Origin of the sequence: Klebsiella sp. DY2415, from assembly GCF_026314315.1 — a bacterium.
Classification (GTDB): domain Bacteria; phylum Pseudomonadota; class Gammaproteobacteria; order Enterobacterales; family Enterobacteriaceae; genus Klebsiella; species Klebsiella ornithinolytica.
In genome coordinates this window covers 3,115,959-3,139,982 of the sequence record NZ_CP111115.1, presented here as the reverse complement: position 1 = coordinate 3,139,982, position 24,024 = coordinate 3,115,959, and the positions used below count along the sequence as shown (strand labels likewise).

At 54.9% G+C, this 24,024-nt stretch carries 24 protein-coding genes; 14 read left to right on the top strand and 10 right to left on the bottom strand.

Annotated elements, in window-relative coordinates; genetic code table 11:
• Positions 1-39 precede the first annotated feature (39 nt).
• Positions 40-1,209 (top strand): M20 aminoacylase family protein, encoded by a 1,170-nt coding sequence (locus OQV00_RS14830; protein WP_004861141.1) that lies wholly within the window; start codon positions 40-42, stop codon positions 1,207-1,209.
• Here the strand turns inward: OQV00_RS14830 and OQV00_RS14825 are convergent.
• The gene (locus OQV00_RS14825; RefSeq protein ID WP_180862247.1) at positions 1,206-2,417 is read right to left on the bottom strand and encodes an RNA-guided endonuclease InsQ/TnpB family protein; all 1,212 of its coding nucleotides are present in this window, start codon (positions 2,415-2,417) and stop codon (positions 1,206-1,208) included. The genes OQV00_RS14830 and OQV00_RS14825 overlap by 4 nt on opposite strands.
• Before the next feature lie 124 nt (positions 2,418-2,541).
• On the opposite strand from OQV00_RS14825, the gene OQV00_RS14820 reads away from it, so the two are divergent.
• Positions 2,542-3,933 carry an MFS transporter gene (locus OQV00_RS14820; RefSeq protein ID WP_004861147.1) on the top strand — a complete coding sequence of 464 codons (1,392 nt, stop codon included), beginning with the start codon at positions 2,542-2,544 and terminating at the stop codon, positions 3,931-3,933.
• Here OQV00_RS14820 and pspF read toward each other — a convergent pair.
• Positions 3,924-4,922 (bottom strand): phage shock protein operon transcriptional activator, encoded by a 999-nt coding sequence (gene pspF / locus OQV00_RS14815; protein ID WP_162098163.1) that lies wholly within the window; start codon positions 4,920-4,922, stop codon positions 3,924-3,926. The genes OQV00_RS14820 and pspF overlap by 10 nt on opposite strands.
• Positions 4,923-5,084: 162 nt before the next feature.
• Between pspF and pspA the strand changes: the two genes are divergently transcribed.
• The 8 genes from pspA (at position 5,085) to OQV00_RS14775 (ending at position 12,286) form a co-directional block, all read left to right on the top strand.
• Positions 5,085-5,750: a phage shock protein PspA gene (pspA, locus tag OQV00_RS14810; protein WP_004861156.1), complete on the top strand. Its 666-nt coding sequence runs from the start codon at positions 5,085-5,087 to the stop codon at positions 5,748-5,750.
• Positions 5,751-5,896: 146 nt separating this feature from the next.
• Complete coding sequence (gene pspB, locus OQV00_RS14805; protein WP_004861160.1) at positions 5,897-6,121, top strand: envelope stress response membrane protein PspB; 225 nt, start codon at positions 5,897-5,899, stop codon at positions 6,119-6,121.
• Positions 6,121-6,480 carry an envelope stress response membrane protein PspC gene (gene pspC, locus OQV00_RS14800; protein WP_004861164.1) on the top strand — a complete coding sequence of 120 codons (360 nt, stop codon included), beginning with the start codon at positions 6,121-6,123 and terminating at the stop codon, positions 6,478-6,480. Before pspB ends, pspC begins: the two co-directional genes overlap by 1 nt.
• Before the next feature lie 19 nt (positions 6,481-6,499).
• Positions 6,500-6,718, top strand: a complete 219-nt coding sequence (gene pspD, locus OQV00_RS14795; RefSeq protein ID WP_004861166.1) for a phage shock protein PspD — start codon at positions 6,500-6,502, stop codon at positions 6,716-6,718.
• A gap of 204 nt (positions 6,719-6,922) precedes the next feature.
• Entirely contained in the window at positions 6,923-8,320 is a 1,398-nt protein-coding gene (locus OQV00_RS14790) for a YcjX family GTP-binding protein (RefSeq protein ID WP_004861170.1), read from the top strand.
• Positions 8,317-9,378, top strand: coding sequence for a YcjF family protein (locus OQV00_RS14785; protein ID WP_004861173.1), 1,062 nt, complete (start codon positions 8,317-8,319; stop codon positions 9,376-9,378). The genes OQV00_RS14790 and OQV00_RS14785 overlap by 4 nt, the downstream gene beginning before the upstream one ends.
• 197 nt (positions 9,379-9,575) lie before the next feature.
• Positions 9,576-11,117, top strand: coding sequence for a transcriptional regulator TyrR (gene tyrR / locus OQV00_RS14780; RefSeq protein ID WP_004861176.1), 1,542 nt, complete (start codon positions 9,576-9,578; stop codon positions 11,115-11,117).
• 113 nt (positions 11,118-11,230) lie between these two features.
• A complete protein-coding gene (locus OQV00_RS14775) occupies positions 11,231-12,286 on the top strand; it encodes an AbrB family transcriptional regulator (RefSeq protein ID WP_266278839.1) in 1,056 nt (351 codons plus the stop codon).
• A gap of 77 nt (positions 12,287-12,363) precedes the next feature.
• Here OQV00_RS14775 and tpx read toward each other — a convergent pair whose 3' ends face one another.
• Complete coding sequence (gene tpx / locus OQV00_RS14770) at positions 12,364-12,870, bottom strand: thiol peroxidase (RefSeq protein ID WP_004861181.1); 507 nt, start codon at positions 12,868-12,870, stop codon at positions 12,364-12,366.
• A 103-nt stretch (positions 12,871-12,973) separates the two neighbouring features.
• Here tpx and ycjG point away from each other — a divergent pair, with 103 nt between their 5' ends.
• Positions 12,974-13,939, top strand: coding sequence for an L-Ala-D/L-Glu epimerase (gene ycjG, locus OQV00_RS14765; RefSeq protein WP_004861183.1), 966 nt, complete (start codon positions 12,974-12,976; stop codon positions 13,937-13,939).
• Here ycjG and mpaA read toward each other — a convergent pair.
• Positions 13,930-14,643: a murein tripeptide amidase MpaA gene (mpaA, locus tag OQV00_RS14760; protein ID WP_004861186.1), complete on the bottom strand. Its 714-nt coding sequence runs from the start codon at positions 14,641-14,643 to the stop codon at positions 13,930-13,932. The genes ycjG and mpaA overlap by 10 nt on opposite strands.
• 188 nt (positions 14,644-14,831) lie before the next feature.
• On the opposite strand from mpaA, the gene OQV00_RS14750 reads away from it, so the two are divergent.
• Positions 14,832-16,451 carry a peptide ABC transporter substrate-binding protein gene (locus OQV00_RS14750; protein ID WP_004861189.1) on the top strand — a complete coding sequence of 540 codons (1,620 nt, stop codon included), beginning with the start codon at positions 14,832-14,834 and terminating at the stop codon, positions 16,449-16,451.
• A 564-nt stretch (positions 16,452-17,015) separates the two neighbouring features.
• Here OQV00_RS14750 and OQV00_RS14745 read toward each other — a convergent pair.
• The 4 genes from OQV00_RS14745 to OQV00_RS14730 form a co-directional block, all read right to left on the bottom strand.
• Positions 17,016-17,579, bottom strand: coding sequence for a helix-turn-helix transcriptional regulator (locus tag OQV00_RS14745; RefSeq protein WP_266278838.1), 564 nt, complete (start codon positions 17,577-17,579; stop codon positions 17,016-17,018).
• 912 nt (positions 17,580-18,491) lie between these two features.
• Entirely contained in the window at positions 18,492-18,896 is a 405-nt protein-coding gene (locus tag OQV00_RS14740; RefSeq protein WP_069476013.1) for a DUF1398 domain-containing protein, read from the bottom strand.
• A 624-nt stretch (positions 18,897-19,520) separates the two neighbouring features.
• Positions 19,521-19,640, bottom strand: a complete 120-nt coding sequence (locus tag OQV00_RS14735) for a small membrane protein (protein ID WP_137056547.1) — start codon at positions 19,638-19,640, stop codon at positions 19,521-19,523.
• 516 nt (positions 19,641-20,156) lie between these two features.
• A complete protein-coding gene (locus OQV00_RS14730) occupies positions 20,157-20,351 on the bottom strand; it encodes a hypothetical protein (protein WP_015584548.1) in 195 nt (64 codons plus the stop codon).
• A 417-nt stretch (positions 20,352-20,768) separates the two neighbouring features.
• On the opposite strand from OQV00_RS14730, the gene OQV00_RS14725 reads away from it, so the two are divergent.
• Positions 20,769-21,188: a translesion error-prone DNA polymerase V autoproteolytic subunit gene (locus OQV00_RS14725; RefSeq protein ID WP_015584546.1), complete on the top strand. Its 420-nt coding sequence runs from the start codon at positions 20,769-20,771 to the stop codon at positions 21,186-21,188.
• Positions 21,189-21,190: 2 nt separating this feature from the next.
• Positions 21,191-22,456 carry a Y-family DNA polymerase gene (locus OQV00_RS14720; RefSeq protein ID WP_032717305.1) on the top strand — a complete coding sequence of 422 codons (1,266 nt, stop codon included), beginning with the start codon at positions 21,191-21,193 and terminating at the stop codon, positions 22,454-22,456.
• Between the two features lie 113 nt (positions 22,457-22,569).
• Here OQV00_RS14720 and OQV00_RS14715 read toward each other — a convergent pair whose 3' ends face one another.
• Positions 22,570-22,881, bottom strand: a complete 312-nt coding sequence (locus OQV00_RS14715) for a hypothetical protein (protein WP_015584544.1) — start codon at positions 22,879-22,881, stop codon at positions 22,570-22,572.
• 311 nt (positions 22,882-23,192) lie between these two features.
• Complete coding sequence (locus OQV00_RS14710) at positions 23,193-24,023, bottom strand: carboxymuconolactone decarboxylase family protein (RefSeq protein ID WP_048024568.1); 831 nt, start codon at positions 24,021-24,023, stop codon at positions 23,193-23,195.
• Position 24,024 lies beyond the last annotated feature (1 nt).

The following is a 24,024-nucleotide window of genomic DNA, read 5'->3' as shown; positions in this document are numbered from 1 at the left end:
TCGGAAGTGTCGCGCAAACCCAATGAAGGAATAACAAAAATGACACATCCACTTATTGAGGCCTTACAGGTTAATGAAGCGCAGTTTATCGCCCTGCGTCGCCGTTTCCATCAGCAGCCGGAGATCGGCTTCGAAGAACATCAAACCAGCGATGAAGTGGCACGCCTGCTGACCGAGTGGGGCTATGAGGTGCATCGTGGTCTGGCGGGAACCGGCGTGGTCGGGAGCCTGACCGTCGGCAGCGGTCAGCGTCGCCTCGGCCTGCGCGCCGACATGGACGCGCTGCCGATGCAGGAGGCGAGCGGTAAAGCCTGGGCCAGTCAGGTCGATGGTCGTTTTCACGGCTGCGGTCATGACGGACACACCACCACGCTCCTGTACGCCGCCGAGTATCTGGCGCGTACCCGGCAGTTTAATGGCACGCTACAGCTGATTTTTCAGCCCGCTGAAGAGCTGCTGTACGGTGGGCGGGTTATGGTGGAAGACGGCCTGTTCGATAAATTCCCCTGCGACCTGATCTTTGGTCTGCACAATATGCCGGGGCAGGCGGTGGGTAACATTGGCCTGCGCGACGGCGCCATGATGGCCTCCTCCGATACCCTGCATATTGAGGTCAAGGGAGTGGGCGGGCACGGGGCGGTACCGGAGCATACCGTTGACGCCACGCTGGTTGCCTGTCACATCACGCTGGCGCTGCAATCCATCGTGTCGCGCAATATCACGCCATTTGAACCGGCGGTGGTGACCGTCGGCAGTATTCAGGCGGGACATGCGCCAAACATTATCAACGATAAGGTGCTGATGAAGCTGACGGTCCGCACGCTGAATGAGCAGGTGCGGGAAACGGTCCTGCAGCGCATTCACGATATTGCCGTTGCCCAGGCGGAAAGCTTTAACGCCACGGCCACCTTAACCCACGTCAACGGCAGTCCGGTGCTGAAAAACGATCCCGCCGCGAATCAGATGGTGCGCGAGGTGGCGACGTCGCTGTTTGGCGAAGCGCAGGTCGGGGAGGTGAAACCGTTTATGGGCAGCGAAGATTTTGCCTTTATGCTCGAACATAATCCGAACGGGTGTTATTTCACTATCGGCGCCGGAGATGAAGCCGATCGCTGTATGGTGCATAACCCCGGCTATGATTTTAACGACGAGATCCTGCTCAAGGGCGCGGCGCTGTGGTGCGGCCTGACGGAACATTATCTGCGCTAACGACCCGCGACCGGGAGGACCCTATTTTGACACTCCCCACCCTGAAGGAAGGGGATTCTTGTTTCGCGGAGTCGAACCTGAGCCGCACTAAGCGTTTTAGGATTTACAGACTCTCCACAAGCTAACACTGCCAGTCCGGCAGCTTTTATATTCCGGGCCGCGTTAATGTCACGGTCATGGTCTGCGCCGCATTCAGGGCAGTGCCATTTACGAACATCAAGAGGCATTTTTTGCATGGTGAAACCGCAACAGCTACAGCGTTTTGAGGACGGAAAATACGGGTCAATTGCGACCACGCTACGCCCTGCCCATTCGCCTTTATACCGGAGCTGGCGCACGAATTCGCTCCAGCTCGCGTCTGCTATCGCTTTGGATAGTGACGGGTTGCGGAGCATGTTGTTCACCTTAAGGGATTCGACGCAAACAACCTGGTTATCGTTAATCAGTTTGCGGGTTGCCTTGTGCAAGGCATCCAGTCGGCAATCGGCAATTTTTGCGTAAAGTCGGGCAACTTTTAAGCGAGCCCTGGCGCGGTTTTTCGATCCTCTGGCCTTTTTGCTTAACCGGCGCTGGAGTAGAGCCAGGCGTGCTGCGTATTTAGCAGTATGGCGGGGATTGCTTTGTTTAAATCCGGTATCGGTGACGAACAAATCTTTTAAACCGACATCAATGCCGACGGTGGAAGCGGCGATCGGCAGTGATACAGGTTCAGACTCGCAAAGGCAGGAGACGAAATATCGTCCGGCGGCATCTTTTGAAATAGTGACGGTAGAGGGTGCAGACGGTAATTCACGGCTCCAGCGCACGTCTAAAGGCGCTTTGCATTTTTCCATGTACAACCTGCCGTCACGGTATTTAAACGCGCTGGCGGTCAGCTCTGCCGTCTGTTTATGGCGTTTGCTCTTAAAGGCAGGATATGCGGTGCGTCCGGCGAAGAAGTTCGAAAACGCCGTTTGTTGGTGGCGCAAGGCTTGCTGTAGTGGCACGCAGGAAACGTCATTCAGCCAGACAAATTCTGGCTCTTTTTTCAGTGCTGTCAGACGGGCACTGGCTTGTGTATAGCCGATTTTCTCCTGGCGTTCGTAGTAGGCATCGGTGCGCCAGCGCAGGATCGAGTTATAGACAAAACGCACGCATCCGAACGTTTGAGCCAGAAGCTCAGCTTGCCCGGGTGTTGGATAAAACCTGTATTTATAGGCGCGTCTCATAGCCTCAGAAAATACGCATAAAAATGTGAAGGATATTGACGATGGTCAAATCAAAAGCAGTCAGGGGGAAACCCAGCTCCTTTCCTCGCCGTCCTAAAAGGACGAAGTATCCCGGAGGCACTCGATGAGCTCCGTATCTCTGACCGACACACCGTTTGTCGGCACCGATCGTCTGCTGGCGGGCATCGTGCTGAGCGTGCTGACCTTCTGGCTGTTTGCCCAGTCGGTTATCAACGTCGTGCCGGCAATGAAAAACAGTCTGGATATTTCCCTGGAGACGCTGACGCTTGCCGTCAGCCTCAGCGCACTTTTCAGCGGCTGCTTTGTTGTCGCCAGCGGCGGGCTGGCGGATAAATTTGGCCGGATGCGCATGACCCATATCGGCTTAGGATTGAGTATTGCCGGTAGTGCGCTGCTGATCCTGGCCCAGGGACCCTGGCTGTTTCTCGCCGGGCGCGTTTTACAGGGGCTGTCGGCGGCCTGCATCATGCCCGCGACCCTGGCATTGATCAAAACCTGGTATGAAGGCAAGGCCCGCCAGCGCGCAGTGAGCTTCTGGGTTATCGGTTCGTGGGGCGGTAGCGGGCTGTGTTCATTCGTCGGCGGCGCCATCGCGACCGGTCTTGGCTGGCGCTGGATCTTTGTCTTTTCCATTGCCGTTGCGCTGGTGGCGCTGCTGCTGCTTCGCGGCACGCCGGAAAGCCGTAGCGCCGGCGCGCAGCAGCAAAAGCTGGATATCAGCGGTCTGTTGAGCCTGATCGCGTCGCTGGTGCTGTTGAATCTGTTTATCAGTAAGGGGCACGGGTGGGGCTGGAGCAGCGGCCTGTCGCTGACGATGTTTGCCGGCTCGCTGCTGGCGGCAGGGTTTTTCATCCGCAGCGGCCTGCGCAAAGGGGACGCCGCGCTGATTGATTTTGCGCTGTTTCGCAACCGGGCCTACAGCGCCGCCGTGCTGTCAAACTTTCTGCTTAACGGCGCGATTGGCACGATGATGATCACCAGTATCTGGCTGCAAAAAGGGCACAATATGAGCCCGCTGGAGACCGGCGGCATGACGCTGGGCTATCTGGTGACCGTTCTGGCGATGATCCGCGTGGGGGAAAAGCTGCTGCAGCGCTACGGGGCCAGGCTGCCGATGATGACCGGGCCGCTCCTGACCGCCGTGGCGATTGTGCTTATCTCCTGCACCTTTCTCGATAAGTCGCTCTATATCGTCACCGTTTTTCTCAGCAACGTGCTGTTTGGCCTCGGGCTGGGGTGCTATGCGACACCCTCTACCGACACGGCGGTAGTCAACGCGCCGGAAAATAAAGTGGGCGTCGCCTCGGGGATTTACAAAATGGGCAGCTCGCTGGGTGGGGCGATGGGAATTGCGGTGACAGCGTCACTTTTTGCGCTGTTTTTACCGCTCGGTATGGCCAGCGCCGCCCAGTATGCGCTGTGGTTTAACGCGGCGATGTGCCTGGGGGCAACGGTGGTCAGCGCCCTGATGCTGCCGCGTCGGTCTCACAGCTGATGTTTTTTGAGCAGCGCCCGCAGCTGGTGGTAGGTTAACCCAAGCAGCGCCGCCGCCTGTTTCTGATTGTACTTCGCCTGCTGCAGACTCGTCTGCAGCAGGTTTTTTTCTTGTTCCTGCTGGAAGGCCCGCAGATCCAGAGGTAGCGTTGGCCCGGCGGGATTCGCGGCAACGTCTGCGGGGGGCGACTGAAGCGGCAGAGGTTGATGGAACGGATTAATGATGATGTTATCCAGTTCGCTGTCGCTGGTGCCGTGGCGATAGACCGAGCGCTCCACCACGTTTTTCAGCTCACGAATATTCCCCGGCCAGCGGTAGCCGAGCAGCGTTTCGCGGGCGCGATCGCTGAAGCCGGGAAACAGCGGCAGACCCAATTCACGACACATCTGGATAGCGAACTGGTTTGCCAGCAGCATAATGTCGCTCTGTCTGTCGCGTAGCGGCGGCAGCTGCACCACATCGAAGGCGAGGCGGTCGAGGAGGTCGGCGCGGAAATGGCCGGCCTCAACCATCTGCGGCAGATCGGCATTGGTCGCACACACCAGACGCACGTTGACCTGCAGCGGCTGACTGCCGCCCACGCGCTCCAGTTCGCCATATTCAATTACCCGCAGCAGCTTTTCCTGTACCAGCATCGGCGCTGTCGCCAGCTCATCCAGGAACAGGGTTCCACCGTCGGCGCGCTCAAAGCGTCCCGGATGACGCTTGCTGGCTCCGGTAAAGGCGCCGGCTTCATGGCCAAACAGTTCGCTATCCAGCAGATTTTCATTCAGCGCCGCGCAGTTGAGGGAGATGAACGGTCCCTGCCAGCGCGAAGAGAGAAAGTGCAGGCGGTTGGCGATAAGCTCTTTACCGGTGCCGCGTTCACCAATGACCAGCACCGGTTTGTCCAGCGGCGCCAGCCGCGACACTTGTTCCAGCACCTCGAGAAAGCTGTTCGCTTCTCCGAGCAGGTTATCCTTGTATTCCGCCATGATGAAATTCGCCATTTAATCGTGTGATTCACCAGGTTACTGTAGCAACCTGCTGTGCAGATAACAACCACTCCTTTTAAAATCAACAAGATAAAAAGTTGGCACAGGATTTGTATTAATCAGCGTAAGTATCATCGCAGGCCCCGGCCTGAAATCAGAACTATGAGGATCAACGTTATGGGTATTTTTTCTCGTTTTGCCGACATCGTGAACGCCAACATCAACTCCCTGCTGGAGAAAGCGGAAGATCCGCAGAAGCTGGTTCGTCTGATGATCCAGGAGATGGAGGATACGCTGGTCGAAGTGCGTTCGACTTCGGCACGCGCGCTGGCGGAAAAGAAACAGCTGAGCCGCCGAATTGAACAAGCGCTTGCCCAGCAGGCCGAGTGGCAGGAAAAAGCGGAACTGGCGCTGCGTAAGGACAAAGAAGATTTGGCGCGTGCCGCGCTTATCGAAAAGCAAAAGCTGACCGACCTTATCGGCAGTCTGGAAAATGAAGCGCAGATGGTTGATGAAACGCTGACGCGCATGAAAAAAGAGATTGGTGAGCTGGAGAATAAACTGAGCGAAACCCGCGCTCGCCAGCAGGCGCTGACTCTGCGTCATCAGGCGGCCAGCTCTTCCCGCGATGTGCGTCGTCAGCTGGATAGCGGTAAAATTGATGAAGCTATGGCGCGTTTTGAATCCTTTGAACGCCGCATCGATCATATGGAAGCCGAAGCGGAAAGCCACGGTTTTGGTAAACAGAAAACGCTGGATCAGCAGTTTGCCGACCTGAAAGCGGATGATGAAATCAGCGCACAGCTGGCGGCGTTGAAAAGCAAAATGAATCAAAACAACTAATGGCATAGGCCAGCGCCTTCGGGACAGGCAGGCCGGGTCTGGCGGCCTCAGCTAAAGCTGGTCGTGGGTCGATGCCCCGACGTTCTGAAGGATAACGCGTTGCGGCGCTGCTATGCGCCGCCGTTCACTCACTGTAAGGAGTACACATGAGTACGCTTTTTATTGCCATACCCCTGACGCTGTTTGTGCTGTTCGTTTTACCGGTCTGGCTTTGGCTGCACTACAACAACCGCACCGCGAGCGGCAGCTTATCGCAGAATGAACAGCAGCGTTTGCTGCAGCTGACCGACGATGCAAAGCGCATGCGCGAACGTATTCAGACGCTGGAAGACATTCTTGATGCCGAACATCCGAACTGGAGAGACAAATAATGGGCGGACTGGATCTGAATAAAAAACTGTGGCGCGTGCCGCAGCACGGCATGGTAAAAGGCGTCTGCGCCGGTATCGCGCAGTATCTGGATGTGCCGGTCAAGCTGGTACGACTGATTACCGTACTGGCGATGATCTTTGGCCTGTTTTTCTTTGTGGTGGTGGCGTACATCATCCTGACATTCGCTCTTGACCCGATGCCGGAAAGTGAATTGTACGGCGAGAAAATGCCGACCAGCGGTGAGCTGCTGGCCGCGGCGGATCAAGAACTGGCGGCCAGCGAACGCCGCCTGCGCGAAATGGAACGCTATGTCACGTCGGATACCTTTACGTTACGCAGCCGTTTTCGCCAGCTCTAACTGAAATCTGAGGTCACGCATGAATATAAAATGGCAGCAGGCGGGGCAAAAAGTGAAACCCGGCCTGAAAATCGCGGGTAAGCTGGTTCTGCTGACCGCGTTACGTTATGGCCCGGCGGGCGTTGCCGGCTGGGCGGTGAAATCGGTGGCGCGTCGGCCATTAAAAATGCTGCTGGCGGTGGCGCTGGAACCGTTGCTCAGCCGTCTGGCCAATCGTTTTGCCCGCGGGATGAAATGATCGAACGAGGCGATGCGTCAGGCGCATCGTACCGACGTCGACGGGGTGGACGGGGTGAACTCGCGCAGGCGCGCCTGCGCGCAGCCACTGAGGTGAATGCCATCAGCGCTCAGCCTCCGGCATCACGGGCGGGAATCTTGCTACTTATCCTCACCTAATAGCTTATAATCAAAGCACTTTCCTTCAGAGCATAACAGGATGGCAATGAAGCGATTCAAAACTGAATTTAATGCGCTGGTGAACCGCGGCGTTGACCGCCATTTGCGTCTGGCGGTCACGGGGCTGAGCCGCAGCGGTAAAACCGCCTTTATCACCGCGCTGGTCAATCAACTGCTGAATATTCACTCCGGGGCGCGCCTGCCGCTGCTTAGCGCGGTGAGAGAAGAGCGCCTGCTTGGCGTCAAACGGGTTCCGCAACGTGATTTCGGCATTCCGCGTTTTACCTATGATGAAGGGCTGGCGCAGCTGTACGGTTCGCCGCCGGTCTGGCCGACGCCGACCCGCGGAGTGAGCGAAATTCGTCTGGCGCTGCGTTACCGCTCCAGCGAATCGCTGTTCCGCCATTTTAAAGAGACCTCCACGCTGTACCTGGAGATTGTCGATTATCCGGGCGAGTGGCTGCTTGATTTACCGATGCTGGCGCAGGACTACCTCAGCTGGTCGCGGCAGATGACCGGCCTGCTGCAAGGGCAGCGTGAGGCGTGGTCAGCCCGCTGGCGTCAGCTCTGTGACGGGCTGGATCCGCTGGCACCGGCGGATGAAAACCGTCTGGCGGAGATTGCCGCCGCGTGGACGGAGTATCTGCATGCCTGTAAACGAGAAGGTCTGCACTTTATTCAGCCGGGACGCTTTGTACTGCCGGGAGATATGGCCGGGGCGCCGGCCCTGCAGTTTTTCCCCTGGCCGGATGTGGACGCAATTGGTGAAGCGAAGCTGGCCCAGGCGGATAAACACAGCAACGCCGGAATGCTGCGCGAACGCTTTAAATATTACTGCGAAAAAGTGGTTAAGGGCTTTTACAAAGACCACTTCCTGCGTTTTGACCGCCAGATCGTGCTGGTGGACTGCCTGCAGCCGCTGAACAGCGGCCCGCAGGCTTTCAACGATATGCGTCTGGCGCTGACTCAGCTGATGCAGAGCTTCCATTACGGTCAGCGAACCCTGTTCCGCCGTCTGTTTTCCCCGGTGATCGACAAGCTGCTGTTTGCCGCGACCAAAGCCGATCATGTCACCGTCGATCAACACGGCAATATGGTTTCTCTGCTGCAGCAGCTGATTCAGGACGCCTGGCAGAATGCCGCGTTCGAAGGCATCAGTATGGATTGTCTGGGACTGGCATCGATTCAGGCGACGCAGAGCGGGTTGATTGAGGTTAACGGCGAGAAGATCCCCGCGCTGCGCGGCAACCGCCTGAGCGACGGTCAGCCGCTGACCGTCTACCCCGGAGAGGTTCCGGCCCGGCTGCCGGGTCAGGCGTTCTGGCAGCAGCAGGGGTTTCAGTTTGAGAATTTCCGTCCGCAGGTGATGGACGTCGATAAGCCGCTGCCGCATATCCGCCTGGATGCCGCGCTTGAATTTTTGATCGGAGATAAATTGCGATGAGCGAACCCTTAAAACCGCGTATCGACTTCGACGGTCCGCTGGAAGCGGAGAAAATGGAGGCGCTGAAATCGGCACGTGCCTTTGACGGTGCGGAAGCGGCGAAATTTGCCCCGGCGCGAGTGGATGCGCTGGAGGAAGACGAAGGGGCGGCAGAAGCGGTGGTCGAATCGGTTCTGCGGCCAAAACGTAGTTTATGGCGCCGCATGGTCAGCGCCGGTCTGGCTATTTTTGGCGTCAGCGTCGTGGCGCAGGGCGTACAGTGGACTCTGACCGCCTGGCAAACCCAGGACTGGATTGCGCTCGGCGGCTGTGCGGCGGGAGCGCTGATTGTCGGCGCCGGTGTTGGGTCGGTCGCGACCGAATGGCGGCGACTGTGGCGTCTGCGCCAGCGGGCCCATGAGCGCGACGAGGCGCGGGATTTGATGCACAGTCACGCGGTCGGAAAAGGACGCGCGTTTTGCGAGAAACTGGCGCAGCAGGCCGGGCTTGATCAGGCGCATCCTGCGCTGCAGCGTTGGTATGCGGCGATTCATGAAACGCAAAACGATCGGGAAGTGGTCAGCCTGTATGCGCAGCTGGTGCAGCCGGTGCTGGATGCCCAGGCGCGGCGGGAAATCAGCCGTTCGGCGGCGGAGTCCACGCTGATGATCGCCGTCAGCCCGCTGGCGCTGGTGGATATGGCCTTTATCGCCTGGCGTAATTTACGCCTGATCAACCGCATTGCCACGCTGTATGGCATTGAGCTGGGTTATTACAGCCGCCTGCGTCTGTTCCGCCTGGTGCTGCTGAATATCGCCTTTGCCGGCGCCAGCGAACTGGTGCGGGAAGTGGGCATGGACTGGATGTCGCAGGACCTGGCGGCCAGACTTTCAGCGCGTGCGGCGCAGGGGATTGGCGCCGGACTGCTTACGGCACGTCTGGGGATTAAGGCCATGGAGCTGTGTCGCCCGCTACCGTGGATCGCTGACGACAAACCGCGGCTGGGCGATTTCCGTCGTGAACTGATTGGTCAGCTGAAAGAGACGCTACAAAAAAGTAAAAGCGGTCCGCAGCCCTGATCGCCTTCTGATAACCGCCGGGCGACCGGCGGTTTTAGGACATCTCCCCCGGCGCCCGGGGCTTTGAACGGATATCTTTACGCCATAACGGCCGTTTTTCCGCCATGCTGTCAATAATTGTTGACAGCTATCTTCACGCCAGCAAATAACTGTCCTATTATTCATCCGTCATTGGCCTTTTTAGGGTGAATACTCCCATGCGTCTTGAAGTCTTTTGTGAAGACCGTCTTGGTCTGACTCGTGAATTGCTTGATTTGCTGGTGCTCCGCGGTATCGATCTGCGCGGCATCGACATTGATCCCATTGGCCGAATTTATCTTAATTTTGCCGAGCTGGAGTTTGCCAGCTTCAGCAGCCTGATGGCGGAAATCCGCCGGATTGCCGGCGTCACCGACGTGCGTACCGTGCCGTGGATGCCGTCGGAACGTGAACACCTGGCGCTCAGCGCGCTGCTGGTGGCGATGCCGGAGCCGGTGCTGTCGCTGGACACCAAAGGCAAGGTTGAACTGGCGAACCCCGCCAGCTGCCAGCTGTTTGCGCAGAGCCCGGAGCGGCTGCGCAATCATCCGGTCGCTCAGTTAATTACCGATTTTAACGTCCAGCGCTGGCTGGAGAGCAGCCCGCAGGAGTCGCATAGCGAGCATGTGGTGGTTAACGGCCAGAACTTCGTGCTGGAAATCACCCCGGTCTACCTTGAAGGCGAACACGGCGAACGGGTCCTGACCGGTGCGGTGGCGATGCTGCGTTCCACCGTTCGTATGGGGCGTCAGCTGCAAACCATGACGACGCAGGACACCAGTGCCTTCAGTCAAATCCTCGCCGTCGGCCCGAAAATGCGCCATGTCGTCGAACAGGCTCGTAAGCTGGCGATGCTCAGCGCGCCGCTGCTGATCGTCGGCGATACCGGAACCGGCAAAGATTTACTCGCCCACGCCTGCCATCTGGCCAGCCCGCGGGCAAACAAACCCTATCTGGCGCTGAACTGTGGCTCCATCCCGGAAGATGCGGTGGAAAGCGAGCTGTTTGGCGACGCTATTCAAGGCAAAAAAGGCTTCTTTGAGCAGGCGAACGGCGGTTCGGTCCTGCTGGATGAAATCGGCGAAATGTCGCCGCGTATGCAGACCAAGCTACTGCGTTTTCTTAATGACGGCACCTTCCGGCGCGTCGGGGAAGATCACGAAGTTCACGTCGACGTGCGGGTCATCTGCGCGACGCAGAAAAATTTGGTGGAGCTGGTGCAGAAGGGACTATTCCGCGAGGATCTCTACTACCGCCTCAACGTGCTCACCCTCTACCTGCCGCCGCTGCGCGACTGTCCGCAGGATATCATTCCGCTGACGGAGCTGTTTGTTTCCCGGTTTGCCGACGAACAGGGGATCCCGCGACCGAAGCTTTCCGCCGACCTCAGCACGGTGTTGACCCGCTATAGCTGGCCTGGCAACGTTCGCCAGCTGAAGAACGCGGTTTACCGCGCGCTGACCCAGCTCGAAGGCTATGAGATGCGTCCGCAGGATATTCTGTTGCCGGATCACGATGTGGCCTCGCTACCGGTTGGCGAAGAGGCGATGGAAGGGTCGCTGGATGACATTACCCGTCGCTTTGAACGCTCGGTGCTGACTCAGCTTTATCGCAGCTTCCCGAGCACCCGTAAGCTGGCGAAGCGCCTCGGCGTATCGCATACCGCGATCGCCAATAAGCTGCGTGAATACGGTCTGAGCCAGAAGAAAGGCGAAGAGTAGGCGCTGTCACCGGCGGCTCAGGCGGCCGGTGACAATCTGACGCCATAGAGGCTTCAACCTTTCGCCCGCTTCTGTATATACTCAGTTTTCTTCATCTTTTTCCAGGAATACGGATGTCAACTTCGCCGGGTCATCTGCTTCAGTGGATGAAACTGCTGGGACTCTCTGCCGGACTCTCCGGGGTTCTGTTCGGGCTGCACCTGCCTGCGGCATTGCTGCTGGGGCCGATGATCGCCGGGATAACGTTGAGTCTGCGCGGGGCGAGCATTCGCGTTCCGCGGCCGTTTTTTATTGCCGCTCAGGCCATTATCGGCTGCATGATTGCCCGCACCTTAACCCCCTCTGTTTTTAGCGTCCTCATCGGGCACTGGCCGCTGGTGCTGCTTATCCTCATCTCCACGCTTGCCGTCAGCGCGCTGACGGGGTGGCTGCTGGTGCGCTATAGCGCGCTCCCCGGCGCGACCGGTGCGTGGGGCAGTTCGCCTGGCGGAGCGTCGGCTATGGTGGTGATGGCGCAGGAGTATGGCGCCGATGTGCGGCTGGTGGCCCTGATGCAGTATCTGCGGGTGCTGTTTGTCGCGGGCGCGGCGGCGCTGGTGGTGCGTTTTGCCCTGGGCGGCGATGCGCAGGCGATGACCCAGCAGATCGTCTGGTTTCCACCATTGACGTGGCAGCTGCCGTGGACGCTGCTGCTGACGATGGTCGCGGGATGGCTGGGGCTGAGAATGCGTTTCCCGTCCGGTGCGATGCTATTCCCGATGCTGGCGGGCGCGGTGGTGCAGGGAGAGGGCTGGTGGATGCTTGAGCTGCCTGAATGGCTGCTGGCGCTGGCATATGCCGCCATTGGCTGGAGCGTTGGACTAAAGTTTAATAAAGAGATCTTCCTGCTGGCCCTGAAAACGCTGCCGCAGATTATCGCCTCCATTATCGGCCTGATTGTGGTTTGTGCGCTGCTGGCGCTGGGGGTGACCCAGGTGCTGCCGCTCGATTTTATGACCGCTTATCTGGCGACAAGCCCCGGCGGGCTGGATACGGTGGCGATTATTGCCGCAGGTACGCGGGCGGATATGTCGTTTATTATGGCGATGCAGACGCTGCGTCTGTTTACCATTTTGCTGACCGGCCCGATGATTGCGCGTTTGATTTCGCGCTATGCGCCGCAGAAATAAACAAGCCTCCGCAGAACGGAGGCTTAACGTAGCCGGAAGGCCGGCGGTGACGCCATTTTCCGGGATAGCTTGTGGTCTTAGCCTTTCAGCGAAGCCAGGGCCGCATCGTAGTCCGGCTCTTCGGTGATTTCGTTCACCAGCTGGCTGTAAACAACCTGGTCATTTTCATCAATAACGACCACCGCACGCGCGGCCAGACCGGCCAGCGGACCGGCTGCAATGGCGACACCGTAATCGGCCAGGAACTGCGGAGCGCGCAGCGTGGACAGGGTGACGACATTGTTCAGGCCTTCCGCGCCGCAGAAGCGAGACTGGGCGAACGGCAGGTCGGCAGAGATGCACAGCACAACGGTGTTATCCAGCTCGGAGGCCAGTTGGTTAAATTTACGAACCGATGCCGCGCAAACGCCGGTATCGATGCTCGGGAAAATATTCAGTACTTTACGTTTGCCGGCGAACTGGCTCAGCGCGACGTCAGAGAGATCTTTGGCGACCAGCGTAAACGGCTGCGCGGTAGCGCCAGCCTGCGGAATGGTGCCCTGAACAGAAACGGGGTTGCCCTGGAAATGCACGGTTTGTGACATGTTTATCTTCCTGTTTACATATAGTTAACGTCACGGGTAGTGTATGACATCCGTTATCGGCACGGCAAATCCTATTTAATGTTTCCCCTGGAGGAACCTGGGAATGCGAAACCTGCGAGTGTACGAAGAAGCCTGGCCGTTACATACGCCCTTTGTGATTGCCCGCGGCAGTCGCAGCGAGGCGAAGGTGGTGGTGGTGGAAATTGAAGAGGACGGCGTAAAAGGCGTTGGAGAGTGCACGCCGTACCCGCGCTATGGTGAGAGCCTCGCGTCGGTCATGGCGCAGATCCTCACCATTGGCGAGCAGCTGGAAAGCGGCATGACCCGCGAACAGCTCCAGCATCTGCTGCCGGCAGGGGCCGCGCGCAACGCCGTAGATTGTGCGCTGTGGGATCTGCAGGCCCGTCGCGTCGGGAAAACGATTCCTCAACTGCTGGGTATCGGACTCCCCAATCGGGTGGTGACGGCGCAGACGGTCGTGATCGGAACCCCTGAACAGATGGCGGCCAGCGCCGCCGCGCTGTGGGAGAAGGGGGCCCGGCTACTGAAGGTGAAACTGGATAATCATCTGATCAGCGAACGGCTGATTGCCATTCGCAACGTGGTGCCAGAGGCGACGCTGATAGTGGATGCCAATGAATCCTGGTCCAGCGATGGCCTGGCGGCGCGCTGTCAGCTGCTGGCGGACATCGGTGTGGCCATGCTCGAACAGCCTCTTCCGGCGGACGCCGACGACGCGCTGGAAAATTTTATTCACCCGCTGCCCATCTGTGCCGACGAGAGCTGCCACACCCGCGATAGCCTGCCGCAGCTGCGCGGGCGTTATGAGATGGTGAATATTAAGCTGGATAAAACCGGTGGCTTGACCGAAGCGCTGTTTCTGGCGCAGGAGGCCGGGGAGCTGGGGTTTGAACGTATGCTGGGCTGCATGCTCTGCACGTCGCGGGCCATTTCAGCGGCGCTCCCGCTGGTGCCGCTGGCGCGTTTCGCCGATCTGGATGGCCCGACCTGGCTGGCGGTAGATGTTGAGCCGGCGCTGCATTTCAGCACCGGGGTGCTTCATCTCTGAGTGTGCCAGCGCAGTAGATCCATCATTGCCGACAGATGCTTTTCCGTCGCTTCGTCGGCTGAGATGGGCGGAAACTCGGCGGTGATGCAGGGCAGGCCGATATCGGCACACCAGCTGCCAAAAGAGCCGGGGGTTTCGTAACCGACGCTGCCGACCAGCGGCAGGGCAAACGCGTCGGCCAGCCACTGTCCCAGCTCGCTGTGGCCGGGATCTTCAATGCAGGCCAGCGGATCGTGGAAGGAGACGACCCACGCCGGGTGGATCTGATGGATCAGCTGGCACAGTGCCTGGGTTTCCGGTTCTGAACCGGGTTTTTCGCCGGTCAGCAGTACCACATCGCGCTGTTCTGCCGCGCTATTCCAGCGATACACCGTTTCCCCTTCTTTCCAGTTTGCCGCGGGGAAGTTGCGGTTCAGATCGACGCCGCGGGCGTTGGCCCGTAGTCCCAGCTGACAGCCATCGGGATTCACCGCCAGCACGACGTGATGGCGGCGTAATTCCGGTTTCAGGGTACGCAGCGCACAGGAGAGCGTCACGATCGATGAGTTTTCATCGCCGTGGGTACCGGCAAGAATCAGGCCGCTGCGGCTGTCCGCCAGCGGGGCGGGGAACCAGAGCAGCGGCGCGCCAAGATGTGACTGACCATAGCGCTGCGTACCGGGCGGAAAGGCGCCGCGCAGGGGGCGAGGACGGGAAACGGGCATAGGGCATCCTGTTAGCAGGTTATTTTCTGCAGTGTTGTGTAAAAGCCTCCCGGAATCAAATAGTTTCCTGGGGCGGCTAAATCAGTGGACATGTCAATTTTCTATCACAAGCCGTTTGCAATTTCAGGTGATGAAACAAATAATTATCGCTCTGCCAGCTCTGGTTCTTTTATTTTAAAGGGGATCTCATGAAGTATCCTGTCACATTGACATGCGGCGCGCTGTGGTTAGCCAGCGTTTCTTCTCTTGCCTGGGCAGCGGATGTCCCCCAGGGAACCGTATTAGCCGAAAAGCAGCTGCTGGTACGGCATATTAAAGATGAACCCGCATCATTAGATCCCGCCAAAGCCGTTGGTCTGCCGGAAATTCAGGTGATTCGCGATCTTTTTGAAGGTTTAGTCAACCAGGACGCGAAAGGCAATATTATCCCAGGCGTGGCGACCCGCTGGCAGAGTAATGATAACCGCGTCTGGACGTTTACGCTGCGCGATAACGCGCGCTGGTCCGATGGCTCACCGGTGACCGCAGAGGACTTTGTCTATAGCTGGCAGCGTCTGGTTGACCCGAAAACCACCTCGCCTTTCGCCTGGTTCGCCGCGCTGGCGGGGATCAGCAACGCGCAAAATATTATCGATGGTAAAGCGGCGCCGCAGACGCTGGGCGTCACCGCCGTTGATGCGCGTACCCTGCGCGTGCAGCTGGATAAACCGCTGCCGTGGTTCAGTAACCTGACGGCCAGCTTCGCCTTTTATCCGGTACAGAAAGCGAACGTAGAGAGCGGTGCTAACTGGACGCGTCCGGGCAATCTTATCGGCAACGGCGCTTACGTTTTAAAAGATCGCGTCGTTAACGAGAAACTGGTGGTCGTGCCGAACAGCCACTATTGGGATAATGCGAAAACGGTTATTCAGCAGGTGACGTTTGTTCCGATCAATCAGGAGTCCTCGGCAACGAAACGCTATCTGGCCGGCGATATTGATATCACCGAGTCTTTCCCGAAGAATCTGTATCAGAAATTGCTGAAGGATATTCCGGGCCAGGTGTATACGCCGCCGCAGCTGGGAACCTATTACTACGCCTTTAATACTCAGAAAGGTCCGACCGCCGATGAGCGCGTGCGTCTGGCGCTGAGCATGACTATCGACCGTCGTCTGATGGCGGAGAAGGTACTGGGAACCGGCGAAAAACCGGCCTGGCATTTTACGCCGGACGTGACCGCCGGGTTTGTACCGCAGCCGTCGCAGATGGAAAGCATGAGTCAGGCCGAGCTGAACGCTCAGGCCAAAGCGCTATTGCAGGCGGCAGGCTACGGTCCCGGTCGTCCGCTGCAGCTGACGCTGCTGTATAACACTTCAGAAAACCACCAGAAAATCGCGATTGCGGTTGCTTCGATGTGGAAGAAAAATCTCGGCGTGGATGTGAAGCTGCAGAATCAGGAGTGGAAAACCTATATCGATAGCCGCAACACCGGTAACTTTGATGTGATTCGCGCTTCGTGGGTAGGGGATTATAACGAACCTTCCACTTTCCTGTCGCTGCTGACCTCGACCCACAGCGGGAATATTTCCCGTTTCAACGACCCGGCCTATGACAAGATTCTGAGCCAGGCGGCACAGGAAACCTCGGATAAAGCGCGTAATGATGATTACAATGCGGCGGAAAAAATCATCATGAGCAAAGCGCCTGTTGCCCCGATCTATCAGTATACCAACGGGCGTCTGATTAAGCCGTGGCTAAAAGGGTATCCGATTAATAACCCGGAAGATGTTGCCTATAGCCGTACGATGTATATCGAGAAGCACCCATAACGCTTACCTCAGCACCATTTCATCAGGGCGCGGTTATCCGCGCCCTGATTTTTTGGCAATATTATTGGCTACGATAGTCCGTTCTGACGTTATGTCAGAGGGGGATAACTTCCTTTTTGCGCAGGCCCGTCTTTATCCTTGTCGCGGCCGCAGTATAAATGCCAGCGCACGGAGGGCTCATTTAGCGTAGCGCAGGGAATATGGTGATCGCGCCCCAAAAACTACGACTTTATTTAGCCGACATTAAGGAATACGCTGCAGGTGCGGTGGCCGAAAAGGTAAACCGATCGACGATCGTGACTTAAGATTTTTCTTGCGTTTTTAATCCGTGGACTGAAAATCATGCTGCGTTCTTGAATATCCGATGGTTGCATAATAAAGTCAACGCAGTCTAATTGTTGCCCGTTACGGAATACTTTGTATGGTCGCTGTTATTTTAATCTTTATCGTCTGTTTTCTTTTGATTATCACCCTGTGGTCCGTATATTCTTATTAACATAATGTAAAAGGCCGATGCATTTCTGAGTCAACCTTTCTTAATGCAGAGGCAGGTAACGGTTTGATTTACTTCTTTTTTTTGCCAAACAGATTAGCAAATTTTTGCAGTTCCTGTTTGTTGGCAAGATTAAATTTAGTCATTACATTCCGTTTGTGTGAAAACACCGTTTTATAGTTCATGCTTAATTTATTGGCAATATCGGAAGTATTTAATCCAATGCTGGTGGCATAGAGAATCTTTAACTGTATCGCGGTGACCGAATTGCACTGGCAGTCAAGACATCTCCTGAGGCCGCATGATGCTGATTCATTCGTAGTTTTTATGCTGCTGACATCCAGTGCTTTTGCCATGGTCTTTTTGATATTGCCAGGTAAATCTTTTTCGTAGATAAATACAGATCCTTTAATGCAGTTGGGGAGTGGATTTTTTACCACAGGGCCCTTTTGGGAGTGAATGATGAAAATTCTGGCGGCGTCGCTTCTGTTATTCAGCGTGTCATGACATAAAGAAAATTCGCCCACCACCATTTCTGTAAAGATGATATCGGCAGTGCTGATGTTTTTTATATTGTAGTTGAAATCATAAGTAATGTTTTCATGCTCAATGATGAGATCTTCAATTAATTTCATTATGGCAAATCGGAAGTAAATATTTTTTATATTAAGTAAGATTCTAGTCATTTAGTGTTCACAGTTAATCGTCAGGGCAAAATATGATAACGTTATATTTTTTATAAATTTTCTTTTATTCATGCATTGCAGCTAAGATATTTCACTACCATTATCTTTGCAAGCGCTGTGGCAAAAATGAGATACAGTCTTACTTTGCTAAGAAAAATCCTATTTAACAATGAATTAGCGCATTGTAATAGTTTGTTTTGTTTTATTTTAAACGAAAATCGCTGCCGCTAGTCGGCGCAGAGGCGTTGAAGAGAGAGATAGCGCTGTTTTAATAAATAAAGGCACAGCGGAAATTATCTGTATTTCATGATCTTTATGCGTCGATAGTATTATTTAGTCAATATGGGTAAAGACAGTACGGAAGGTTATTACTGCGGGTAACAATGATGTCAGAGTGTGAAATAGCATCGGTGATAAATATGTCGGAACCCACTCCACTCGATGCAGCAGGGGAGAATTGATCGCGCCGGGGCCTGGAAAAAAGGGATGTTCTATGACGTCGCGGATGGTGTCGCGAACACCATGCTCTTTCTCATGATAAAGGAGAGAGAATCGACAGATTAATCGCATCATTTCAGGCTGACCACGCTGCGGTAAGGTCAGAGCGACCTGAGTGAATTTGGCCGCGCTGTTTTGCTATCCCGCCGCCGGAGGGCATCTCCCTTCCCTTAATCCGACAGAGCCTCTCCCGTCGGGCGGGAAGCTCAAAGACGCTCCTGGTTCTGTGGCGTATGCGGCGATGATTTCGCTGACTGATAGCGGAAAATGGCCGCTCACTGTACCCCTGCAGGCGTACTGACAGGGGCTGCAAGTATCTTTGGTTATCGCATTTTTGTGGGCGTGCAGGAGTTCACTCAACGTCTACAGCGCATTCTCCGGGCAGGTGATATCGTCGACATACAAAAGAATGTTATCGACCGACCAGTAGCGGCGTTTTTTATCATTCAGATCGGTGACCCATTTGAACACGCCAGAGCCAGCCAGAGCGATGCAAAACTCATCGTAGCCGGACTCCCCGGCGAAATGCTTTTTTGCCGCTAATTTTATTTTGGCAAGATTGATTTTGGTACTCACGATCAACAGATCCCGGTTGCTTTTCATAGATACAACTTCATCTGTATTTGTTACGAATTTAATATTTCCAGTAGGAAGGTAGTAGATGTAATACGCGACATTGTTTTGTTGTAATGCTGATAAAAATAAAGAAAAATCCAAATCGCGCCGTACACGGTCAAAGATCTGGCTTAGCAGGTCTGGCAGTTCCATCCTTCCCGTCATCCTTAATGGTTAAATACAATAAAAAACAATAAAATTTAACGATTGTAATATTTATGTAATATAACAAATCAAATTATTTGGCAGAGTGATATTACTCGAGCGAAATTATTCAGGGTAGGGGCTTAATTGTTACTTTTTATTGCGGGATAGCGATGAGAATCAACGGATTTCGATGGCTGGCGAGAGGAACCATTGCCCTGATGGCACCGAGTATGAGATGACCTGACGTTCGCAGACGATTTGTGGGAGAAGGATGCGGAGGGATGACACCGGCGGATGAACTCGGGTGGCCAGCAGCAGACCACCGAGAGGGCAAACAGCATTTTAATTTCGCGGCACGACCTGTCAGTATCAATCGTCCTTCGATGTTGATAAGGCCGTCGAATCACCCTCTTGAGTAACCCACGAGAAATTAAAATCTTATTAATGCAATATTATTAATTGGATTTGCTTATGCGTAATATGGCTAAAACTCATGACCTGTGCGTTTAAAGCGACGTCAACCTTTTGACGCGATCTCGCGTTAAACGGGCCATGTCAGACTATCGAACATTAAGATAAATTCATTTTAGAAAGTTCACCGATGCGTGCCTCTCCAGTGGTGGTTTGTTATTAACGCCTTTTTTTGAACGTAAACTGCTGCTTTTTTCTGTCCTTGATATAGGAAACGAGAGAAAAAACAGCAACCAGAAGCAGTACTATAGCTAATACTAAAAAGAATAAGTTTGCCATGTGGTTTAGTCCCCGAGAAGTTCATGGATATTCTTGCTTTTATGAAAGCGAATCTACTCCAGGATTAAGAAAAATCCTAACTAAATATTTTAATGGAATGTGAAAAAAGTTTTTTTAATTCTGTTTATGCCGTTAGTGCGAGATTTTGTGCCAATCATGCCGCGATGGCGTAGCATTATATGGTTATTGATAATGGATTTTTCGCTCAAAAACATCGGATACGCTGCGGTTGGCCTGTGAGGCAGATAAGCAGGAAAAAGAGGCCGGTAGCAGGCGATATCTGATTAATAACTCACTGGAAATAGCAAGCGGGCGGCGTGGCGGGAGCTTTAGTGAAACATGAGGCAGCAGGTCTCGCGAGAGACCTGCTGAAGAGGCCTGTTTAGCACAATACGCGCGCGGATCGCGCGTGACAGCCCTCCGTGAGCGGGTAACGACGGGCTGTTCATCCATAAACGCTCACCGGACTGCTGTGCCCGAATGAGAAATAAAAACCTGTGCGGATTCCGACCGGCGTCAATCCACGTTATTGAAGTAGTCCCGCGCAACGGCTTCGACGCGCTTTGAATCAATACCCGTTTTTTCGGTAATCAACTCAATGAACTGCTTGAACTTATCGCTCATGACATTACCGCCGTCCCAATGGGCGACGTAGAATCGGCACTGATAGCGATAAAAGTGGAGGGTGGTATCTCCTAACGTGTAATACATAAGAATCTCCAGTTCAGTATGTCGGATACATCGCCGATATGGTGGGGATAGCGATGGCCCATAACGGTCGGTTGCACAGAGACTATCCTCCTCCCAATCGGCGCAAATTTCCAGAGATGAGACTTACTCTTTGCCAATTTTCTGGTCACTTCTTCTGCCAGCGCTCGTGTTTGTGGTGGGCATCTGGCGAGTGATATCTCTTATCGTGCCGGTCGGTGACCGTAGCTTTTGCTTTATCGTCCGCCTTTTCTCGCTGCCTTGCCCTGCAGACCAGAGCCTTGCCTTATAAGCACAAAGAGTCGTCATGAAATCAGAGGGATACGCCGCCAGTACTCCGTTAGCACGCAGGCAGCCCTTGATTTCTTTCATCGATCGATAACACTGTATGTGTATACAGTATTTTTGATGGTGATTATCATGCGGTTTTTCACACCTGCCGACCTACGCCAGATCGTGGCGTTGCCTTTGTTCAGCGATCTTGTGCCATGCGGCTTTCCGAGTCCGGCACAGGATTATGTCGAGCGGCGTATTGACCTGAATGAACTGATGATTCAGCACCCGAGCGCGACCTATTTTGTGAAATCCACCGGCGATTCAATGATCGACGCCGGAATTGGCGAAGGGGATTTGCTGGTGGTGGATAGCTCCCGTAAGGCTGAGCATGGCCATATCGTTATTGCCGCGGTCGATGGCGAATTTACCGTTAAGCGCCTGCAACTGCATCCCGTTGCGATGCTTAAGCCTGAAAACAGCGCCTATTCACCGATTGTGATTGGCCGCGAAGATCGTCTGGATATTTTCGGGGTGGTGACCTACATCGTGAAGTCTGTGAGCTGATCATGTTTGCGCTGTGCGATGTGAATTCGTTTTATGCCTCGTGTGAAACCGTTTTTCGCCCGGACCTGAAGGGGCGGCCCGTGGTGGTGTTATCCAATAACGACGGATGCGTTATTGCGCGTTCTGCCGAAGCGCAATCGCTGGTGAAAACCGGTGAACCGTACTTCAAACTGAAGGATCTCTTCAGGCGTCACCGGGTGGTTTGCTTCAGTAGCAACTATGAACTCTATGCGGATATGTCCAATCGGGTGATGACCACGATCGAGGAGATGTCTCCCCGCTGCGAAATATACTCTATTGATGAGATTTTTTGTGACCTCACCGGCGTGCGCAACTGTCGCGATCTGACGGAGTTTGGGCGCGAAATCAGAGCCACGGTTTTGCAACGTACGCATCTGACGGTTGGGGTGGGGATCGCTCAGACCAAAACCCTGGCCAAACTGGCGAACTATGCGGCCAAAAAATGGCAACGGCAGACCGGAGGGGTAGTCGATCTGTCAAATATTGCGCGTCAGCGGAGGCTCATGGCGGCATTAAATGTCGGTGACGTCTGGGGCGTAGGTCGGCGGATTGCGAAAAAACTGGAAGGGCTGGGCATCAGGACCGTCCTGCAGCTGGCAGACACCGATATTCGGTTTATCAGAAAGCATTTCAACGTTGTGCTGGAGAGAACCGTGCGTGAACTCCGCGGCGAGCCATGTCTTGAACTGGAAGAATTTGCTCCGATCAAACAGGAGATTATCTGCTCCCGGTCCTTCAGCCACTACATCGTGGAATATGAGGAGATGCGGCAGGCTATTTGCAGCTATGCCACACGGGCTGCGGAGAAACTGCGTAGCGAGCATCAATATTGCCGCTTTATCTCCGCGTTTGTTAAAACCTCGCCATTTGCGCACAACGAGCCGTATTACAGCAACAGCGCATCGGTAAAGCTGCTGACCCCCACCCAGGACAGCCGGGATATTATCGGCGCGGCGATGCGCTGCCTGGATGCCATCTGGAAAGATGGTCAGCGGTATCAGAAAGGGGGGGTTATGCTGGGTGACTTTTATAGTCAGGGGGTGGCGCAGCTTAACCTGTTCGATGAAAATGCGCCGCGACACAACAGCCAGAAGCTGATGGAGGTGTTGGATCGTCTGAATGCGAAAGAGGGGCGCGAAACGCTTTATTTCGCCGGACAGGGTATCCAGCCGCAGTGGCGGATGAAACGGGAAATGCTTTCGCCGAGATACACCACGCGCTATGCCGACCTGCTCACGGTTAAGTGATACTCCTCCGGTCATTACCTGTCAGCTTGTGCCAGAAGCGAACGCTGAGAAGGAGAATTTTTGCAAGGTTACGACCATTCCGGGTGACCGATAAGGGGGCCCCGGAAATGGCGTTAAAGCGGTGAAATAGCTTCTACAACATGCTGAAAGACGTAGGGGTCGGAAAGGAGCTCAAATTCTTCGTCATCTGGATAAGTAACTGCGACCTGATAGTTTTCTCCAGCAAATGCTTTCACCGACGGTAAATCCTGCCAGTAAGTCGCCAGAAAGAAGTGCTCCCGGTCGCCCTGAGTCTCCCTGCGCACAAAGGCGCCTCTGTTCCCCTCGATACTCCTTGCGTGTTCCACGCCTGTCCGCTGAAGATGATTCGCAAAACCTTCTGCGTGTTTAAGCGGGACACAACCGTGCCAGGTCCTTACAATCATTTGCTTCCCTCATTTAACGACAGAATATCACCCTACCACCTAAAGAGATCGTGATGGGCAATTTGCGGCGCAATCCGCACAATATTTATCCTGATTAAGTCGTGAGTCTCTCCTGCAGGTCCGCTCCTTGCGCCAGTAAAACGGCATGTTTCCTGGCGCTGTCTGCTGTGGGCCAGGGGAGGAGGTTGCTGATATCACAGTGAGATAATCTTCCGCGGGCGGATTAAGGTGTCATACCATGGTTATCTCTGTGCTTTTTCTGAGGGAAGAGGCATGAAGTCGCCTGATACCAAAAGAGATGGATGGAGTCACTACTCTTTCCCTTCCTGTCGGTTTTCCCCTTTGTTGGATAAGCGATGACGTAATACCTCACCGACAACGGGGGCAGCGGTAAATGCGTTTGGCCAGCCGGCGTAGAACGCTGCCTGGGTAACTATTTCTCCCGCTTCTTCAGCTGAAAGTCCATTATCCATCGCTCTGTTAAGGTGATAACCAATCTGTGCGCTCTGTCCGGATGCGATTAACGCGCTGACTGTAATCAGACTTCTGTCGCGGGGCTTAAGTGCAGGTCTTTGCCAGAGATCCAGGAATAATGGATCAGCAGTGAATTTAACCAGACCGGGAGATATGGGGCCCACATGTTTTTCAACTGTTTCTGAGCGCTGTTTTTCTGCCTCCTGGTTGAGGGGAAGCAAAACAGGAGCGGCTTCGGGAAGGGCATCCACCGTAACACTACGGCGCTCAAAAATCGCTTTGGCGACACTGACTGCCGACATCGCATTGGGCCAGCCGGCGTAGAACGCCAGATGGGTAATGATCTCTGACACCTCAGCTGGCGTAACGCCACTATCGAGTGCAACGTCTAGATAGTGTTTCAGCTCGTCAGACTGGTTACGGGCAATGAGCATGGCGATAGTCACTATGCTGCGGTCCCGCAGAGAAAGGGTACCGCGATTCCAGAGACCGTTTGTAATCGCTTCGTGGCCAAAGCGCGCCAACGCTGGTGAGACAGACTGAATGTCAGTTTCCGGGAGGACTGAGGGCTCAATTTTTTTCATCATAGCTTCACCTCTTATTTCGTTTGCGGTAGTAAAATCACAAAGCTCGCGCGACATGGCCGCCGCTGTAATCACGCGTTTAATG

Excerpts from the sequence above, each read along its gene's own strand:
- OQV00_RS14725 (WP_015584546.1), top strand. The coding sequence starts at position 20,769 with ATGCGGTTTTTCACACCTGCCGACCTACGCCAGATCGTGGCGTTGCCT.
- pspC (WP_004861164.1), top strand. The coding sequence starts at position 6,121 with ATGGGCGGACTGGATCTGAATAAAAAACTGTGGCGCGTGCCGCAGCAC.
- OQV00_RS14820 (WP_004861147.1), top strand. The coding sequence starts at position 2,542 with ATGAGCTCCGTATCTCTGACCGACACACCGTTTGTCGGCACCGATCGT.
- pspD (WP_004861166.1), top strand. The coding sequence starts at position 6,500 with ATGAATATAAAATGGCAGCAGGCGGGGCAAAAAGTGAAACCCGGCCTG.
- OQV00_RS14745 (WP_266278838.1), bottom strand. The coding sequence starts at position 17,579 with ATGAAATTAATTGAAGATCTCATCATTGAGCATGAAAACATTACTTAT.
- ycjG (WP_004861183.1), top strand. The coding sequence starts at position 12,974 with ATGCGAAACCTGCGAGTGTACGAAGAAGCCTGGCCGTTACATACGCCC.
- OQV00_RS14790 (WP_004861170.1), top strand. The coding sequence starts at position 6,923 with ATGAAGCGATTCAAAACTGAATTTAATGCGCTGGTGAACCGCGGCGTT.
- OQV00_RS14735 (WP_137056547.1), bottom strand. The coding sequence starts at position 19,640 with ATGGCAAACTTATTCTTTTTAGTATTAGCTATAGTACTGCTTCTGGTT.
- OQV00_RS14750 (WP_004861189.1), top strand. The coding sequence starts at position 14,832 with ATGAAGTATCCTGTCACATTGACATGCGGCGCGCTGTGGTTAGCCAGC.
- OQV00_RS14830 (WP_004861141.1), top strand. The coding sequence starts at position 40 with ATGACACATCCACTTATTGAGGCCTTACAGGTTAATGAAGCGCAGTTT.
- OQV00_RS14785 (WP_004861173.1), top strand. The coding sequence starts at position 8,317 with ATGAGCGAACCCTTAAAACCGCGTATCGACTTCGACGGTCCGCTGGAA.
- OQV00_RS14715 (WP_015584544.1), bottom strand. The coding sequence starts at position 22,881 with ATGATTGTAAGGACCTGGCACGGTTGTGTCCCGCTTAAACACGCAGAA.
- tpx (WP_004861181.1), bottom strand. The coding sequence starts at position 12,870 with ATGTCACAAACCGTGCATTTCCAGGGCAACCCCGTTTCTGTTCAGGGC.
- pspF (WP_162098163.1), bottom strand. The coding sequence starts at position 4,922 with ATGGCGAATTTCATCATGGCGGAATACAAGGATAACCTGCTCGGAGAA.
- OQV00_RS14720 (WP_032717305.1), top strand. The coding sequence starts at position 21,191 with ATGTTTGCGCTGTGCGATGTGAATTCGTTTTATGCCTCGTGTGAAACC.
- pspA (WP_004861156.1), top strand. The coding sequence starts at position 5,085 with ATGGGTATTTTTTCTCGTTTTGCCGACATCGTGAACGCCAACATCAAC.
- OQV00_RS14740 (WP_069476013.1), bottom strand. The coding sequence starts at position 18,896 with ATGGAACTGCCAGACCTGCTAAGCCAGATCTTTGACCGTGTACGGCGC.
- OQV00_RS14825 (WP_180862247.1), bottom strand. The coding sequence starts at position 2,417 with ATGAGACGCGCCTATAAATACAGGTTTTATCCAACACCCGGGCAAGCT.
- pspB (WP_004861160.1), top strand. The coding sequence starts at position 5,897 with ATGAGTACGCTTTTTATTGCCATACCCCTGACGCTGTTTGTGCTGTTC.
- tyrR (WP_004861176.1), top strand. The coding sequence starts at position 9,576 with ATGCGTCTTGAAGTCTTTTGTGAAGACCGTCTTGGTCTGACTCGTGAA.
- OQV00_RS14775 (WP_266278839.1), top strand. The coding sequence starts at position 11,231 with ATGTCAACTTCGCCGGGTCATCTGCTTCAGTGGATGAAACTGCTGGGA.
- OQV00_RS14730 (WP_015584548.1), bottom strand. The coding sequence starts at position 20,351 with ATGTATTACACGTTAGGAGATACCACCCTCCACTTTTATCGCTATCAG.
- mpaA (WP_004861186.1), bottom strand. The coding sequence starts at position 14,643 with ATGCCCGTTTCCCGTCCTCGCCCCCTGCGCGGCGCCTTTCCGCCCGGT.